Annotated in this window: 10 protein-coding genes; 4 read left to right on the forward strand and 6 right to left on the reverse strand. The window is 63.3% G+C overall.

Annotated features, from left to right (window positions below; translation table 11 throughout):
• Positions 1–6: 6 nt before the first annotated feature.
• Positions 7–741, reverse strand: coding sequence for a 4Fe-4S dicluster domain-containing protein (locus NKJ94_RS17545; RefSeq protein ID WP_352526765.1), 735 nt, complete (start codon positions 739–741; stop codon positions 7–9).
• The gene (locus NKJ94_RS17550) at positions 738–3,668 is read right to left on the reverse strand and encodes a molybdopterin oxidoreductase family protein (RefSeq protein WP_352526767.1); all 2,931 of its coding nucleotides are present in this window, start codon (positions 3,666–3,668) and stop codon (positions 738–740) included. Before NKJ94_RS17550 ends, NKJ94_RS17545 begins: the two co-directional genes overlap by 4 nt.
• 280 nt (positions 3,669–3,948) lie before the next feature.
• On the opposite strand from NKJ94_RS17550, the gene NKJ94_RS17555 reads away from it, so the two are divergent.
• Complete coding sequence (locus NKJ94_RS17555; protein WP_352526769.1) at positions 3,949–4,851, forward strand: LysR substrate-binding domain-containing protein; 903 nt, start codon at positions 3,949–3,951, stop codon at positions 4,849–4,851.
• Between the two features lie 61 nt (positions 4,852–4,912).
• Here the strand turns inward: NKJ94_RS17555 and NKJ94_RS17560 are convergent, their stop codons facing one another.
• The 4 genes from NKJ94_RS17560 to NKJ94_RS17575 all read right to left on the reverse strand — a co-directional run bounded on the left by NKJ94_RS17560 (position 4,913) and on the right by NKJ94_RS17575 (position 12,048).
• Positions 4,913–6,169, reverse strand: coding sequence for an Hsp70 family protein (locus tag NKJ94_RS17560; RefSeq protein ID WP_352526771.1), 1,257 nt, complete (start codon positions 6,167–6,169; stop codon positions 4,913–4,915).
• Between the two features lie 106 nt (positions 6,170–6,275).
• The gene (locus NKJ94_RS17565) at positions 6,276–7,067 is read right to left on the reverse strand and encodes a TIGR02186 family protein (protein ID WP_352526773.1); all 792 of its coding nucleotides are present in this window, start codon (positions 7,065–7,067) and stop codon (positions 6,276–6,278) included.
• Positions 7,067–7,990: a sulfite exporter TauE/SafE family protein gene (locus NKJ94_RS17570; RefSeq protein ID WP_352526775.1), complete on the reverse strand. Its 924-nt coding sequence runs from the start codon at positions 7,988–7,990 to the stop codon at positions 7,067–7,069. Before NKJ94_RS17570 ends, NKJ94_RS17565 begins: the two co-directional genes overlap by 1 nt.
• A gap of 191 nt (positions 7,991–8,181) precedes the next feature.
• Positions 8,182–12,048, reverse strand: coding sequence for a peptidoglycan-binding protein (locus NKJ94_RS17575; RefSeq protein WP_352526777.1), 3,867 nt, complete (start codon positions 12,046–12,048; stop codon positions 8,182–8,184).
• A gap of 552 nt (positions 12,049–12,600) precedes the next feature.
• Here NKJ94_RS17575 and NKJ94_RS17580 point away from each other — a divergent pair.
• The 3 genes from NKJ94_RS17580 (at position 12,601) to NKJ94_RS17590 (ending at position 16,373) form a co-directional block, all read left to right on the forward strand.
• Positions 12,601–13,062: a MerR family transcriptional regulator gene (locus tag NKJ94_RS17580; protein WP_023719513.1), complete on the forward strand. Its 462-nt coding sequence runs from the start codon at positions 12,601–12,603 to the stop codon at positions 13,060–13,062.
• 223 nt (positions 13,063–13,285) lie between these two features.
• Positions 13,286–15,082, forward strand: a complete 1,797-nt coding sequence (locus NKJ94_RS17585; protein WP_352526779.1) for an acyl-CoA dehydrogenase — start codon at positions 13,286–13,288, stop codon at positions 15,080–15,082.
• Positions 15,083–15,203: 121 nt separating this feature from the next.
• Positions 15,204–16,373: an acyl-CoA dehydrogenase family protein gene (locus tag NKJ94_RS17590; RefSeq protein WP_352526781.1), complete on the forward strand. Its 1,170-nt coding sequence runs from the start codon at positions 15,204–15,206 to the stop codon at positions 16,371–16,373.
• Positions 16,374–16,402 lie beyond the last annotated feature (29 nt).

Raw genomic sequence — 16,402 nt, forward strand, 5'->3', positions numbered from 1 at the left:
CACGGATCAGTTCGAAAGCATGCGGTCGACCCAGCCAAGGAAGCCGCCTTCGGCCCGCACCGGCTCGAGCGCCGGGGCCGGCACCGACGCGGCGCGTGTGGTGTGCGCGCGCGGCGGCAGATATTTGTTGGTCGGCTTGTAGCCCATCTCCGGCATCAGATCGACACCGCCGCGCTCCGCCACCAGTTGCGACACCGCCGATGCCGGATCGCCCAGATCGCCGAAATGCCGCGCGCTGGTCGGGCAGGCGGCGACGCAGGCCGGCACGCGATCTTCCTCCGCCAGATTGTCGTTGTAGATGCGGTCGACGCACAACGTGCATTTCTTCATCACGCCGACATCGGTGTCGAATTCGCGCGCGCCGTAGGGACAGGCCCAACTGCATAATTTACAGCCGATGCATTTGTCCTCGTCGACCAGCACGATGCCGTCCGACGCCCGTTTGTAGGAGGCGCCGGTCGGGCAGACGGTGACGCAGGCCGGGGTCTCGCAATGCAGGCAGGAGCGCGGGAAATTCACCGTGCGCCCGCCCATCTCCGTCATGTGCTCATAGCTGTGCACACGGTTGAACCAGACACCGTCGACATTGCCGCCATAGGGATCGATGTCGGTCAGCGGCGCCATATGGCCGCCGGTGTTCCATTCCTTGCAGGCGGTAACGCAGGCCTGGCAGCCGACGCAGGTGTCGAGGTCAATGACCAGGCCGAGCTTTTTATCGGTGTGGGCGGGAAGGCAGGTCATTCGGCAGCTTCTCTTTCCCGGCGGAATTCGGCGCCGAAACTGAGCTTGTCGGGCGAGGACTCGAAATGCGGCGGCTGCCTGAACCGCTCGAATTGCGGTTCGGTGAAGCCTGCTTCCTCGGCTGCGCATTTGACGATGCGCACGCGCAGGTCGAACCATGCGGCCTGGCCGGTCACCGGATCGGAATTCGAATAGCGTCTGCCGCTGGCATCAGCGGAGGTCTGGTCGCCGATGATATGGTTGAGCAGGAAGGCGCGATTGGATTCGGCCGCATCATCCTTCAGCCCCCAGCTGCCGCGCCGCTTGCCGATCGCGTTCCACGTCCACACCGTATCGACGTTCACCCCGTCGACCAGCTTGATCTGCCCTTTGACCCTGCCGTTGATGCTCTCGATCCACACCCAGTCGTCATCGACAAGCCCGAGGCCGGCAGCGGTCCGATTGTGCACGAACAGCCGATTCTGGCTGGTGACCTGCCGCAACCACGCATTCTGCGAGCCCCAGGAATGATACATGTGCATTGGCCGCTGCGTCAGCGCGTGGAGCGGATAGGCTTGACTGTCGACCGCAGCCTCTTCGAAGGGCGCGTACCAGAATGGCAGCGGATCCATATAGGTCTCGATGCGGCTGCGCTCCGCCTCCGGCGGCAGCACCCCGCCATGGCCGCGTGCCGCCAGGCGGAAGCGCTGCATCGGCTCGGAATAGAGTTGGAACACGATCGGCTCGGCTTTCGGGATGAAGCCCATGTTCTCGGCGAAGTCGAGATAGGAGCGGTTGGCCATCTTGTAGTAGCGCTGATCGTCGGCGAAATCCTGGTGCCAGAAGCCGCCATTGTCGATGTAGCGCTGCAACTGGTCGAGATTGACCTCGCCCTTGCCGACCGAGGTCCCGTCCTTGCCGCGCCAGCCGGCGAGCGGACCGACACCTGGCGTGCGCTCGTGATTGACGATGTAGTCGGCATAGTCGCGGTATTTGGCGGAGCCGTCGTCATCGACGAAGCCGGGCAGGCCGAGCCGCGCGCCGAGTTCGATCAGAATCGTCTGGAACGGCCTGACGTCACGGTCCGGCTCGACGACGGGATGGCGGATGGCGTCGCCCGGCCCGTCGGCGTGGCTGATCGGCCGGTCGAGCAGACTGATACAGTCATGCCGCTCGAGGTAGGTGGTGTCCGGCAGCACCAGATCGGCAAAAGGCACGGTCTCGGAATAATAAGCGTCGGAATAGATAATGAACGGGATCTTGTACTCGCCCGACGCATCGATATCGGTCAGCATCGCCATCGTCTCGACCGTATTCATCGACGAGTTCCAAGCCATGTTGGACATGTACATGAACAAAGTGTCGATCTTGTAGGGATCGCCGGCCCAGGCGTTACGGATGACCGTGTGCATGAGCCCGTGTGCGGCCAGCGGCGCGTCCCAGGAGTAGGCCTTGTCGATACGAACAGGCTTGCCGCCTTCGTCGATCAGCAGGTCCTCCGGCCCGCAGACGAAGCCGAGCGGCATGCCTTCGAGCGGCGTCATCGGCCTCACATTCTTGCCGGCGGGCTTCGGCCCCGGCGGGACCGAACGGGGATAAGGCGGCTTGAAGCGAAATCCGCCCGGCACATCCACCGTGCCGAGTAGCACCTGAAGCAAATGGATCGCGCGGCAAGAGTGAAAGCCGTTCGAATGGGCCGAAATGCCGCGCATCGCATGCATCGACACCGGCCGGCCCTTGATGGTCTCGTGCCGGCGGCCGGCCCAGTCCGTCCAGGCCACCGGCAGCTCGATTTGCTGTTCGAAGGCGACATGCGCGAGTTCTGCAGCAATGCGTCGGATCGTGTCGGCGGAGATGCCGCACCGGCTAGCGACCGCCTCGGGTGAATAGCTCTCGTCCAGATAGCGGTCGGCGATGAGCTGGAAGACCGGCACGCAGCGGCGACCGTCGACGAGAAAGCTGCCGGTCAGCGCCGGTTTTGCGTCGGCATCGCTGGCATTGACAGGCGTCTTCGCCACCCTGTCCCAAGCCAGCGGATTGCCGTCACCGTCGCGCGCAAACAGACCGTCATCGGCGGCACCAGGTTCCTGGATGACGAGGCCGTGGGCGTTGGTGTAGCGCAAGAGGTAGTTGAGATCGACACGGCCGGCCTTCAGCAATTCATGGATGAGGGCGAACACGAACAGGCCGTCGGTGCCGGGCCGGATGCCGATCCAGTCGTCGGCAATGGCGTTGTAGCCGGTGCGGCACGGATTAATGGAAACCACCTTGGCGCCACGCGCCTTGAGCTTGCCGAGGCCGATCTTGATCGGATTGGAATCGTGGTCCTCGGCGACGCCGAACAGCATGAAATATCTGGTATTGTCCCAGTCGGGTTCGCCGAACTCCCAGAACGAGCCGCCGATCGTGTAGAGGCCGCCGGCTGCCATGTTCACCGAGCAGAAGCCGCCATGGGCGGCGACGTTCGGCGTGCCGAACTGGCTCGCCCACCAACCGGTCAGCGATTGCGACTGGTCGCGGCCGGTGAAGAAGGCGAGTTTCTTCGGATCGGTTCGGCGGATGTTCGAAAGCCGTTCTGTCGCGATCGACAAAGCTTCCTCCCACTCGATTTCGCGGAACTCGCCCGAGCCGCGCGGGCCGGTGCGCAGTAGCGGCTTCTTCAGCCGGGCCGGGCTGTAATGCTGCATGATGCCGGCGCTGCCCTTGCCGCACAGCACGCCGCGATTGACCGGATGATCCTTGTTGCCGTTGATGTAGCGGACCTTGCCGTCCTTGATGTGGACGTCGATGCCGCAGCGGCAGGCGCACATGTAGCAGGTGGTCTTGGCGATGCTGTCGGAGACATCAGGCGAAGTATCGACGCCGTCGCCTTCAGCGGGCGCGCGCGTATCGGCGAGCGGCCGTTGTGATGGTGCTGAGTTGGCGCCGCGCAGCGGTTTGTTGGTCATGATCCGGCGAGGTTTTTGCGTTCCGCGGCCTTGGCTCTCGTCTTCGGGCCTGGGCCGCGCATGTAATGTTGTTCCGGCCGATAGCGTTCACCCACGAGACGCCGCCGCAGGCTGCGGGTCCAGTGCGCAAACACGGATTTGAACAGCCCCACCAATTTCTACCCTCGACTGCTCTGGCGCGACTTTTTTCCAATTTCGGGCCAAAATTTAGAACAAAGAAATCAATCTGTCTAACAACTTGCTCTTGTAATTCCAATCGGATTTGCTTCTTAGTGTCGGCATGACTCTGGACCAACTACGGATCTTCGTCGCCGTCGCCGAACGGGCGCACATGACCAAAGCGGCCGAGTTGTTAGGCATTTCACAGTCGGCCGCGTCCGCCGCGGTCCGCTCGCTCGAACAGCAGCACGGCGTACAGTTGTTCAACCGAGTGGGCCGCAACATCGAGCTCGCCGAGACCGGGCGCCGGTTTCTGCCCGAGGCCAAGGCGGTCCTCGAGCGAGCTGCGGCCGCCCACAATGTGCTGGAGCATGTCTCGCAGACGATCACCGGCAGTCTTTCGATTGCCGCCAGCCAGACCATCGCCAGCTATTGGCTGCCGCGCCGGCTGGCCTCCTTCCACGAAGCCTATCCCGCCGTCAGGCTGAGCGTGAGCATCGGCAACACCCGGCAGGTCGAGACCGATGTCCTTGATGGCGCAGCCGATTTTGGCCTGGTCGAGGGGCGCACCGAATCCGACATTTTGCGGCGGGCAAAGGTCGATATCGATCGCATGATGTTGGTTGTGGCGCGCTCGCACCCCGAGGTCGCCGAAGTTTCGCTTGGGCATCCCGACCTTGGCAGGCTTCGCTGGATCATTCGCGAAAGCGGATCGGGCACGCGCGAGGCGCTGGAGGACCTTGCTCGACGCGACGGGGTTTCGTTCGCGGATCTGCAGATATTCCTGGTGTTGCCGAGCAATGAGGCTATTCGCCAGGCGGTCGAGGCCGGCGCCGGCGCCACCATCATTTCGGAACTCGTCGTCACGCGCGCGGTCGCCGAAGGCAGCCTGCGTTCCGTGCCGATCGATCTGCCGAAGCGCGAATTTGCCATGATCACGCATCGCGACCGGCAGCCAAGTCTGGCTCAGATGGCGCTCAAGGCACATCTCAGCGGGCAAGCTGAGAAAGCCGCGCCGCTCTAGAACATTTTGCAGCCAAGTGGAATCACTTTGCGTCGCAGAAATGCGGCTAAAACAAAATGGATCAGCCGAACTTCCGCTGCGCGTCGAGTGCCAGCCCGAGCCCGACCGAGCCGAACACATCGCCTTCGATTACCGACGCCAGCGGCACCAGAGCCAGGATCTGCTGCCTGGCTAACGGGATCGCGGTCGATCCGCCGGTCAGGAATACCGCGGTGATGTCGGAGGGCTTCACCTGCGCGTCGCGGACGGTCTGCTCGACGGTAGCTGCAACGCGCTCAATATCCCGAGCGATGGTGGCTTCGAGACCCTTGCGCGTGATTTCTGCCGTGAACCTCACCTCGGGCAGCGCGACCTCTACATCGGCGGACGATCGGTCCGTCAGCTCGATCTTGGCCTTTTCGACCAGCGCCGCCAGCGCATGGCCGTAACGATGCTCGACGATGTGGATGAAGCGGTTGACCAGGTCTGCGCGTTCCGCCTCATAGCGGATCTGGCGCAGATGCGTCATCGCCCTTGCGGTATAGACCAGATTGATGCGCTGCCATGTCGCCAGGTCGATGAAGTAGCTCGCCGGCAGATTACGTTTGCCATCCTTGGTTGGCGTCAAATAGCCGAGCTGCGGCATCACATGGGCGATGCTCAACAGCCGGTCGAAGTCGGTGCCGCCGATGTGGATGCCGCGGCTGGCCAGGATGTCGTCCTTGCGGTCGAACGAGCGGGCGCGCTCGGGCGAGACCCGCACGATTGAGAAGTCGGACGTGCCGCCGCCCATGTCGACGATCAGCGCCAGTTCCTCGCGCGTCACCTTTTGTTCGTAGTCAAGTGCCGCAGCAATCGGTTCGAACTGAAAGGCGATGTGCTTGAAGCCCTGGGCACGAGCGGCATTTTCGAGTTCGTGCTCCGCCTTGGCGTCGGCCTCGGCATCGTCGTCGACGAACTGCACGGGCCGTCCCAGCACCACGCTCTCTACCGTGTCATGGGCGTCTTCTTCCAGCTTCCTTTTCAGGTGACCGATGAACAGGCCGACAATCTCCATGAATCCGATCGAGCGCGCCTTGATGCGCGTCTTTTCGTGGGCGAGCGAGCTGCCGAGCACGCTCTTCAGTGAACGCATCAAGCGGCCTTCGATACTGTCCGTATAGTTGGCGATGGCGCGCCGCCCGAAATAGGTGCGGTTATCCTCGAAATTGAAGAACACCGCACTGGGCAGCGTAACCTGGCCGTCTTCCAACGCCACCAGCCGCGGCTGCCCGTTCCTGATCATGCTCACGGTGGAATTCGAAGTGCCGAAGTCGATCCCGGCAAATGCTGGTCGCATCCTGCGTTCCTGTATTCTGATTTGGGGAGCAGCAGCTCGTGTCCGGTCGGGCCGGGGTCGCGGTCTAGCCCATACCCTCGGAAAGGGAAACCACTTTTACGAGAGTTTAGTCTTTCCTGAAGACCAGCCTTCCGAGCCAGCCCGTCAACATGGCTAGCGACACGGCAAAGACACCGTAGAGGAAGGAATAGTCGTGCGCGACGCGGAAGATCGACTGTTCGAAACCGGACTTGCGGATTTCGAGCTGGGCGGAACTTTCCTTGATGAACAGGCCACTCTTGAACAGGAAGGCGCGGGCCTTGTGGGTGCCGACTGGAACGTTGGGAGCAAGCCTGACGGTGGCCCGGAACAGGTTCTGCGACAGGAACTGAACGCCGCCGACATTCTCGCTGTAGAGGCCGGTCGCCGCCTTGCGTTCGCGCAGCGCGGCGGTGAATTCCTCGATTGTCGCCGGGCTGTCGCCGGCGTCGGCCGGCTGCAAATAGAGGTTGGAGGCGCCGAGCGACAGCTGCTTGTAGCTGTTCGGATCGGTGACGTCCTGCAGCGGCCGCGTCGTCGCCACCGAATAGGAGACCGGTACGTTTTCGAAGGTCTCCGACTCCAGATTGACCCAGACGCCGAGCACCCGGTCCTTGCGGCGCACGACGACTGGCCGGGCCGGACCTTCCAGCACGACGATCACGTCGTAGCGCCCTTGCCGCGCGACAAGCGGATCGGCATTTTCCAGCGAGCCGAAGATGGTCAGGTCGGCGCCGGAAAAGCCGGCGGTAATCGAGACATTGTCGGTGGAAAGGCCGATCTGGATATTTTCGGTTAGTGGCGTCTGCGCCTTTACCGGTGACGCAGCGGCCAGCAGCGACAGCAAGGCGGCGGCCGCGATCGTCCTCAAGCCAGCCATCAGCTCAGGCCCACGCCGGACAGCGAATAGAGATTGGGCGGCGTGACGAAAAGACCGATGGCGAGCCGGATGGCGACCGCCAGCACCAGCAACGCCAGCAGCGCCCTGAGTTGCTCGCCGCGCAACCTCTGACCGGCCTTGGCGCCATATTGCGCGCCGGCGACACCGCCTGCCATCAACAGGAAGGCGAGCATGACGTCGACCGTCTGGTTGGTGGTGGCGTGGACCAGCGTGGTGTAGGCCGAGGTGAAGATGATCTGGAACAGCGAGGTGCCGATGACGACGTTGGTCGGCACTTTCAAAAGATAGATCAGGGCCGGCACCATGATGAAGCCGCCGCCGACACCCATGATCGACGACAGAAAGCCGATCGCCGCGCCCAGGCCAAGAACCGGAATGACGCTGACGAAGAGCTTCGAGGCCCTGAACCGCATCTTCAGCGGCAGGCGGTGGATCCAATTGTGCTGGCCGGATTTCTTCAACACCGGTGCGGCGCCGCTGCGGGTGGCGCGCAGCGCATTGACGCTCTCGACCAGCATCAGCCCGCCGACGGTGCCGAGCAGCACGACGTAGAGCAGCGAGATGAACAGGTCGAGCTGGCCGAGTCGGCGCAGGAACGCAAAGACATAGATGCCGCCGGTCGAGCCAACGATGCCGCCGGCCAAAAGCACGCCGCCAAGCTTGAAGTCGAGCGTGCCGCGCTTCATGTGCGACAAGGCGCCGGAGAAGGAGGAAGCGATGACCTGGTTGGCGCCGGTGGCGACCGCGATCGCCGGCGGTATATTATAGAAGATCAACAGCGGGGTGATGAGAAAGCCGCCGCCCACGCCGAACATGCCCGACAGGAAACCCACCGCCGCACCCATGGCCAGCAGCACGAAGACGTTGACGGAAATTTCCGCGATCGGGAGATAGATGCCCACCCGTCAGTCTCGATCAGTTTGCCTCCTGGCGAATGCAACCGTTGCGGGCATTTTGCGTCAGAAGGGTATCTCGTTCTTGCGCCGGCCGGGCGGTGAAGTCAAACTTCGCTGCGCCGCCGAAACAAAAAACAACTCAATCAGTTAACAGGCAAATCTGTGGCAAGGGCGTCGCGGAAACGACGCATCTGCCGTTATTTGCGCGCAAGCAGCGCCTTGACCAGTTTTTCGTCGATCGCGCCGGTTGCCTTCATGTCGTTGTCGGTCTGGAAGGCCATGATCGCGTTCTTGGTTTTCTGGCCCATCATGCCGTCGGGGTTGCCGGCTTCGTAGCCGTTCTTGTTGAGAATGCGCTGGATGTTCTGGACCGCTTTCTTCATGTCGATGCCGGCGGTCGTCTGTGGCGTGCCGTCCTGCCACGATTCAGGAATGTCGGCCGAATTGGCTGCCGGATCGAGCGGCTTGGCCTTCCACAGCTCAGCCGCGGCCCGCGCACGCTCCAACTGCTCGGGCCTCAGCGCCTTGGCGATTTCGTCGCGCTTGGCCGCAGCATCCTTGTCGCCGGCCTTGGCGACGAGCGCGAACCATTTGTAGCTCTCCTCGAGGTTCTGCTTCATGCCGACGCCTTTCGCCGCCAGAATGCCGAGATTGAACTGGCTGTCCTTGACGCCGAGATCGGCCGCCGCCTGGAACCAGTGCGCGGCCGATTCATTGTCGGTCACGCCATCCGCCGCCATCGCAAACAGCACGGCCAGGTTGTGCATGGCGCTGGCGTTGCCCTGCTCTGCGGCAAGCTGATACCAGGTCTTCGCTTTCTTGATGTCGCGTGCGACGCCGATGCCCTTCTCGTAGAAATTGCCGATGCGGTATTCTGCCGGTGCGAAACCGAGTTCGGCAGCCTTCTCATACCATTTGGCGGCCGCCGCCATGTCTTCCTTGACGCCGCGCGACTCGGCGTAGCGCGAGCCGATCTCGAACAGCGCCTTGGCGTCGCCGCCGGCCGCTGCATCGCGCAGGGCGGCCGGACCGACACCGGCCGGAACGTCGATCTTGGCAACGCCTGCCGCCGCGGCAGCATCCGCCGGCGGCACCGTGCCGGTCGTGTCCTGCGCCGCAGCGGTGGTGGTAGCAGGCGCGGCAGCCATTGGCTCGGCGTCGCTGGCCGTCGCCGCTGCCGGCGCGGGCACTGCGGCCGTGGTGTCTGGCGCCGCCAGGTCAGGAGCTGCCGCGGAGGCCGCGGGCGCCGTCGATGCTTCGGTTGCCGGCGTGGCGGGGGCGGTTTGCGCCGCCGCGTCGTCCTTGGTCATCGCAGTGGATGGGTCTGCCTGCCTGACGGTGGGGGACGGCGCGCTATCCTGCGCTGCCGTCTGCGCGTCCGCCTTCGGCTCGCTGGCAACGCTGGCCGATGCAGTCTTCACCGGCTGTGCGGCCACGGGCGGCGCCGCATCATTGCTGGCGACTTCGACCGGGTCGGAGAAGAAGGCCTTGCCCAGTTGCAGGCCGGCAAGCGCCAGCATGATCGCAATTGCCCCCATCAGGATCGGTTTGCGCCGCGCCTTGAGCAGGTCGCCGATCCTGAGCGCCTTGACCGGGCCTTTCATCGTCGACTGGCGCTTGAGGGCGTCCGCCTCGGCGGCCGCCGCTTGTGCCGCCCGTCTGGCTGCCGCGATGAAGTCCGATTTCGCCGCTTCGGCGCCGCCTTCCCGGGCCGGCTGCCCGCGCTCGTCGCGCACACGCTTCATGATGGCGTTGAGATCGGGTGCACCGGAGCCGGGTTCCAGTGGCCGGTTGGCGAGCTTGGGGTCGAGGGGCTCGTCGAGATCGACGCTCGGTATCTCGGCGCTCGCCGCCGAGCCGGCAAGCGGCGGCATCTCGGCCTCCTTCTTGCCCTTCAAGGCGCGCGCCAGCCCGCCTAACATCGATTTCCTGCCGCCGCCCTGCTCGGTTTTTTCACGCGTCGTGTCTGAGCCGAGAGCCGCCAGGGCGGCTGCAGCGGCGGCCTCGGCCGGCGTACGCGGACCTGGCTCGTCGCGCACGAGCGCCGCGGCGCGGCCGTCGAGATCGGCCATGTTGCCCGTTAACGGCAGCGGCTGGTCGATGTCCATCGACGGTGCGTCCTGCACCGAGATCTTGGATACCCGGCCGGAGCGTTTGCTCAACTCGGCGCTTGCCGGTTCGCCTGTCTCGAGTGAACCAAGCCTGTCAACGATCTTGAGCAGCGTATCGTGGATAGCCTCGAACGTCCTCGAATTGCGCTCGTCCGAACGGCGCGTCAGCGCCTCGAGCGTCTTCAGATCCTGGGCGAGGCCGGTAACGGCCGCCGTGTTGGCGCTTGATCCGGCCAGCGAGCGGACGGCGCTCTCGGCTGCCTCGCGCGCCGCGCCGAGGATGGAATCGCGGGTTCCGGCCAGCGACTTCTCGATTTCGTTGAGACGCGGGCTGATGTCGTCGAATTCCGGCAGCGGCGTGCCGGGCTTGGAAAGATGCGCCGTCAGGCCGGCGACCTGCGCTTCGAGGCTGCGGATCAACGCCGGGTCGATGCTGGCGACTTGTGCCGCGGACGAATCCAGTCGGCTTGAGATGTCTTCGAGCCGGCTCTCCAGGCCGCGGATCGCCGCCTCGTTGGCAGGATCTGGAACGCGCGTCTCCATCCGCTTGGCCAGCGCGGTGAAGCGGGCGTCGATGGCATCCATGATGCCGGCGCTGTCGACCTGCGGCATGCGCTGGTCCAGCCTGTCGGCGACCTCGTCCAGCCGGCGCTCGAGATCGCGAAACAGCATGTTGCCTTGTTCGATGGCGTCGCCCTGGCGACGTTCCATCATGCTGGACAGCACGTCGAAGCGCTGCTCGAGCCCCTGGAAGATGTAGTCGGCGTCGGGCATGGCAGGTGCGTGGTCGATCTTGTCGGCGATAAGCGCGACTTGCCTGGCAAGGCGTTCCATCGCCTGTTCCGGCAGATTGGCTCGGCCGGCCAGCTCGTCCACGCGGCTCGACAATGTGTTGAGGCGGTCGATGACCTCCCGGCCCGGACGATCTTGCGACACTTCTTCGATTTGCTGGGCCAGAGAATCAATCCGCTTCTCGATGCGTTCGAAGGGCTCCGGGTCGAACGAATTGGCTTGCGCGGCAACCGTCGAGGCGACGATCGCGCGGGAAATCTCGTCGAGCCGCTCGTCGATCTGGCTGAATGTGTCGCTGCCGCGATTGTCCTGCTGGCGGGCGAAATGATCGACCGCTCCGGCAAGCGTGCGGACCTTTTCCTCGAGCGAGCGCAGCGACAGCGATTCCGGCAGATTGCTGACGGCATTGCTGATCTGTTCGAGCCGCTCGGTCAGCGCCGACAGGCCGGGCGCGTCGGACCGCTTGCGCTGATCGGCGTCGACGCGGTCCTCGAAGGCGCTCCAGCGGCGGTCGAAATCGTCCCAGCGGCGGCCGACCGCCTGCACGCTCTCCTCGCGCGCCAGCGTGTCGAGAGCGGCCTTGACCTGCTCAAGCTCGAGCCGCAGCATATTGACGCTTCTGTCGTCGCTTTTTTCGGCCAGTGTCTGGATGGCGCCGGAAAGCCGCTCGAACTCGACGCCGAGTTCGGCGCTGCGCTTGCCGCCGCCATTTGACTGGAAGGCCCGCTCAATATTCTTGCGCAGTGCGTCGAACTCGCTTTGCAGGCCGGAGGTCATCTGCTGGCGCAGCTCTTCGCGCAGGCCGCGCAGTTCGCCGGCGATCTTGCCGGCCAGGGCGACGCCGTCCTCCTGGCCGCGCACCCGGTCGATATCGCGGGCGATCGCCTGGTAATTCTGGTCGAAAGTCGCTGCCGGACCTTTCGGCCGCTGCGCCTCGCGCGGGTCCTCATACAGGCGTTGCTGGCCATAGGGTTGGGCACTGGGATAGCGCGGTTCTGCCGCTGGTCGGCGTAGATCGGGGCGGCTTGCCGTCTCCTCGCGCGTCCGCTCCAGCCGCTGCTCCAGAGTTTCCAGCGAGCGGTTGAGCTCTTCAAGCGTCGTGTGCGGCCTGCGTTGCCTGCCGGCGTTGAGTGTATCGAGGTAGGACCGCTTGCTGTTCATCAATGCGCCCGTTTCAGAATTGCTGGCTTTCACCAGGTTCCCAAAGTCCTGCCGGGACGAAGGCGACCGCTTGGCTTGTTGCAGTGGAAGACGAGCTTCCCGGGTCTTACCCGCGCTCCGAAAAACCGTGAAAAATTCAATACAGGATAGACACGGGTAACCGACATGCGCACATTTCGCCCCAACGTGGTAAACAACGCGTTAACCAAGCTTAAGAAGTTGCAACTTTGTCGACTGGCTTCCGATGGCCCCGCGTGTCTTTTTGGACGCACAAAGGACGCTGTAGAATTTTGATCTGCCGCAGGGTCCTTTTCGAGATCGACTGCGATTTTCGGGATCGTCCGATAGCCGCTGCGGCATAAAGTTCTAAGCCCAGAACGCTCTTGCGTCGTGAGGCGGCTATCGATATAGCATTGACGTAAACGTAAACGAGCGGATTACGCCGTTTGCGATTTGTTTGTTGAAACCACGAGTGGAAGCACGCCCCCGCTTTCACTCAGGCGACGCAAGGTCCGCGACCGCGACGCCACCAGACGGGGAAAGCCAGTGACCATGAAACTTATTTCGCCCGGCCAAGCCGCGGCCAACACCAACGATATGTCGAGCGAAGCCGGTGAAGAGCTTGTCCGCATCGGCGAAATGGCCAAGAAATACGGGGTGACGCTGCGTACGTTGCGTTTCTATGAGGACAAGGGTCTTCTCAACCCGCAGCGTGACGGCTCGACCCGTCTCTATACCCGCCGCGACAGGGCCCGGCTGAAACTGATCTTGCTCGGCCGCAAGGTCGGGTTCTCGCTGCGTGACGTCAAGCAGATGATGGACCTATACGATCCGAACGGCTCCAACACCAAGCAGTTGCGGTTGGCGCTTGACAAGTCGGAGAAGCAGCTTGCCCGCCTGCAGAAGCAGCGGGCGCTGATCGACGACGCGATCAGCGAACTGAGTGCCTCGATGTCGACCGTCCGGCAAATGCTGATCGAGCGCTCGGCGCCGCAGGCCAGCGTGGCGAGCTAAACTAAACCTGTCGATTTCTGACGAATGAGAACCGCGCGGCTTTTGCTGCGCGGTTCTTCGTCGTTTGCCGTCCTGAGCGCGGGAGAAAATTCGCTGCATCGCAGAATTGACGTTTACGCAAACGTCAATATTTGTTATCTCGACCCGTAACGTTTGGTCCGCCTGCTATCCTCATATACCGGGGCTGATTTCGGGGCCAAGACCGCATGGTGGAGGAAAACGTATGCCGATCTACAGGGCGCCGGTCCGGGACACGCTGTTCGTGCTGAACGAAGTGCTGAGGTATCAGCGCTATTCCAATCTTCCCGGATTTTCCGACGCCACGCCGGATGTGCTCGAGGCAATCCTTGCCGAAGGGGCGAAGCTCGCCGAAAACGTGATGCAGCCGCTGAACCGCGTTGGCGACATTGAAGGCTGCGTGCGCCATGACGACGGCTCGGTAACGACGCCGAAAGGCTTCAAGCAAGCCTTCGACCAGTATCGCGAAGGCGGCTGGATGGGGCTCGCCGCACCTGTCGAGTTTGGCGGACAAGGCTTGCCCTACGCGGTGCACACTGCGGTTGCCGAATATATGGTGTCGGCCAATATGTCGCTGATGATGTATGCCGGCCTGACGCAGGGCGCGATCGCTGCGATCATCACCCATGGCACCAAAGAGCAGAAAGCGACATGGCTGCCGAAGCTGGTCGAGGGCACCTGGACCGGCACCATGAACCTGACCGAGCCGCACTGCGGTACCGATCTCGGCCTGCTGCGCACCAAGGCCGTCCCCAATGGCGACGGCACCTACAAGATTTCCGGCCAGAAGATCTTCATCTCGGCCGGCGAGCATGACATGTCGGACAACATCGTCCACCTCGTGCTGGCCCGCATCGAGGGCGCGCCGGATGGCGTGAAGGGCATTTCGCTGTTCATCGTGCCGAAGCTCATGCTCGATGCATCAGGCAATCCGGGCGAGAAGAATACCGTCTCCTGTGGCTCGATCGAGGAGAAGATGGGCATCCATGGCAATTCGACCTGTGTCATGAATTACGACGAGGCGGAAGGCACGCTGCTCGGCGAGGCCAATGGCGGGCTGAAAGCCATGTTCACCATGATGAACGAGGCGCGGCTCGGCGTCGGCCTGCAAGGACTTTCGCTGTCGGAGGTCGCCTACCAGAATGCGGTTTCCTACGCCAAGGATCGCCTGCAGGGCCGCTCGCTGTCGGGGCCGAAAGAACCGGACAAGAAGGCCGATCCGATCATCGTCCATCCGGACATCCGCCGCAGCCTGATGACCATGAAGGCCTTCAACGAGGCCGGTCGGGCGCTGGCGCTGTGGACGGCGATCAAGTCCGACATTGCTCACCGCTCCGGTGACGACAAGGACCGCCTTGCCGCCGACGACTACACCGGCCTGATGACGCCGGTGGTCAAGGGCGTGCTCACCGACAAGGGTTTCGATCATGCGGTAATGGCGCAGCAGGTTTTCGGCGGCCACGGCTATATCGAAGAGCACGGCATGAGCCAGTTCGTGCGCGATGCCCGCATTGCCATGATCTACGAGGGCGCCAACGGCATCCAGGCGCTCGACCTTGTCGGCCGCAAGCTCGGCTTGAACGGCGGCCGCGCCGTGCAGGCCTTCTTCAAGGAGGTCGGCGAGTTCTGCGAGGAGAACCGCGCTGATGAGAAGATGGCGCCCTTCACCAAGGCGCTGAAGAAGGGCCTCAACGACCTGCAGGCCGCGACGATGTGGCTGGTGCAGAACGGCATGGCCAAGCCCGACAACGCCGGTGCCGCCTCGACCGACTACATGCATCTCTTCGGCCTCGTGGCGTTGGGCTACATGTGGGCGCAGATGGCCAAGGCTGCCGGGGCGAAATTGGCAAATGGCGCCGACGGTTCCTCGGCCTTCTACGACAGCAAGCTGGTGACGGCGCGCTTCTTCATGGAGCGGATCATGCCGGAGACGGCGGCGCACCTTGCCCGCATCTCCAGCGGCGGCGACACATTGATGGCACTGCCGGCCGAAGCGTTCTAAGTTCGACGTCCCCCTTCCCCTCGACGGGAGGGTGGCCGCGAAGCGGCCGGGAGGGGTCGCCACGGCAGCGCGCCAGCCTCAATTCTGGCGGCGTGCTTGGAAGGAGGATCAGAGAATAAACATGACCAGTCCCGCCGAAATCCTCGGTCTCCCCAAGCCCGCCTGGGCGGCGGACGAGGTCGGCATGCTCTACGACATGGCGCACCGCTTCATGTCGGAAGAGATCGCGCCGCGTTACGACGAGTTCGAGAAGAACGAGATGGTCGATCGCGAAAGCTGGCTGAAGGCCGGTGCTGCCGGCCTGCTCTGCGCCTCGATACCGGAGGAATATGGCGGCTCGGGCGGCACCTTCGCGCATGAGAGCGCCATTATCGAGGCGATCGGCCATGTCGGCGTCGACGGGTTCGGCATTGGCCTGCACAATTCGATCGTCGCCCCCTACATCCTCCATTACGGCTCGGAGGAGCAGAAGAAGAAATGGCTGCCGAGGCTGGCGACCGGCGAGCTGATCGGCGCCATCGCCATGACCGAGCCGGGTGCGGGCTCCGACCTGCAGGGCGTCAAAACGCGGGCCGAGAAGGACGGCAACCAATACAAGCTCAACGGCTCGAAGACCTTTATCACCAACGGCCAGCTCGCCAATTTCATCATCGTCGTTACCAAAACCGATCCTGAGAAGGGCGCCAAGGGCATCTCGCTGATCGTCGTCGAGACCGACGAGGTGGCGGGCTTCGAGCGCGGCCGCAACCTCGACAAGATCGGCCTCAAGGCCAACGACACGTCGGAACTATTCTTCAACGACGTGCGTGTGCCGACCTCGAGCCTGCTCGGCAGCGAGGAAGGCCAGGGCTTCGTCCACCTGATGCAGCAATTGCCGCAGGAGCGGCTGCAGATCGGCACCACAGCTATCGCCATGGTCGAGCGGGCGCTGGCTCTTACCATCGACTACGTCAAGGAGCGCAAGGCCTTCGGCAAGGCCATCATCGAATTCCAGAACACCCAGTTCAAGCTTGCCGAATTGAAGACCGAGGCGACCATCGGCCGCGTCTTCTACAATGACTGCGTTGCCCGCCACATTAACGGTGGCCTCGACCCGGTGACGGCCTCGATGGCCAAATACTGGTTGTCCGACCTGCAGGGAAAAGTCGTCGACGAATGCCTTCAATTGCATGGCGGCTATGGCTACATGAATGAATATCCGATCGCCCGCATGTTCCGCGACGCCCGCGTCCAGCGCATCTACGGCGGCACCAACGAGATCATGAAATTGCTGATCGGGCGCTCGCTCTGAGCGATTTTTCAGCAAACCCAAGGAGCAGG

It is taken from the genome of Mesorhizobium sp. M0060, assembly GCF_040323155.1.
Taxonomy (GTDB): Bacteria; Pseudomonadota; Alphaproteobacteria; order Rhizobiales; family Rhizobiaceae; genus Mesorhizobium.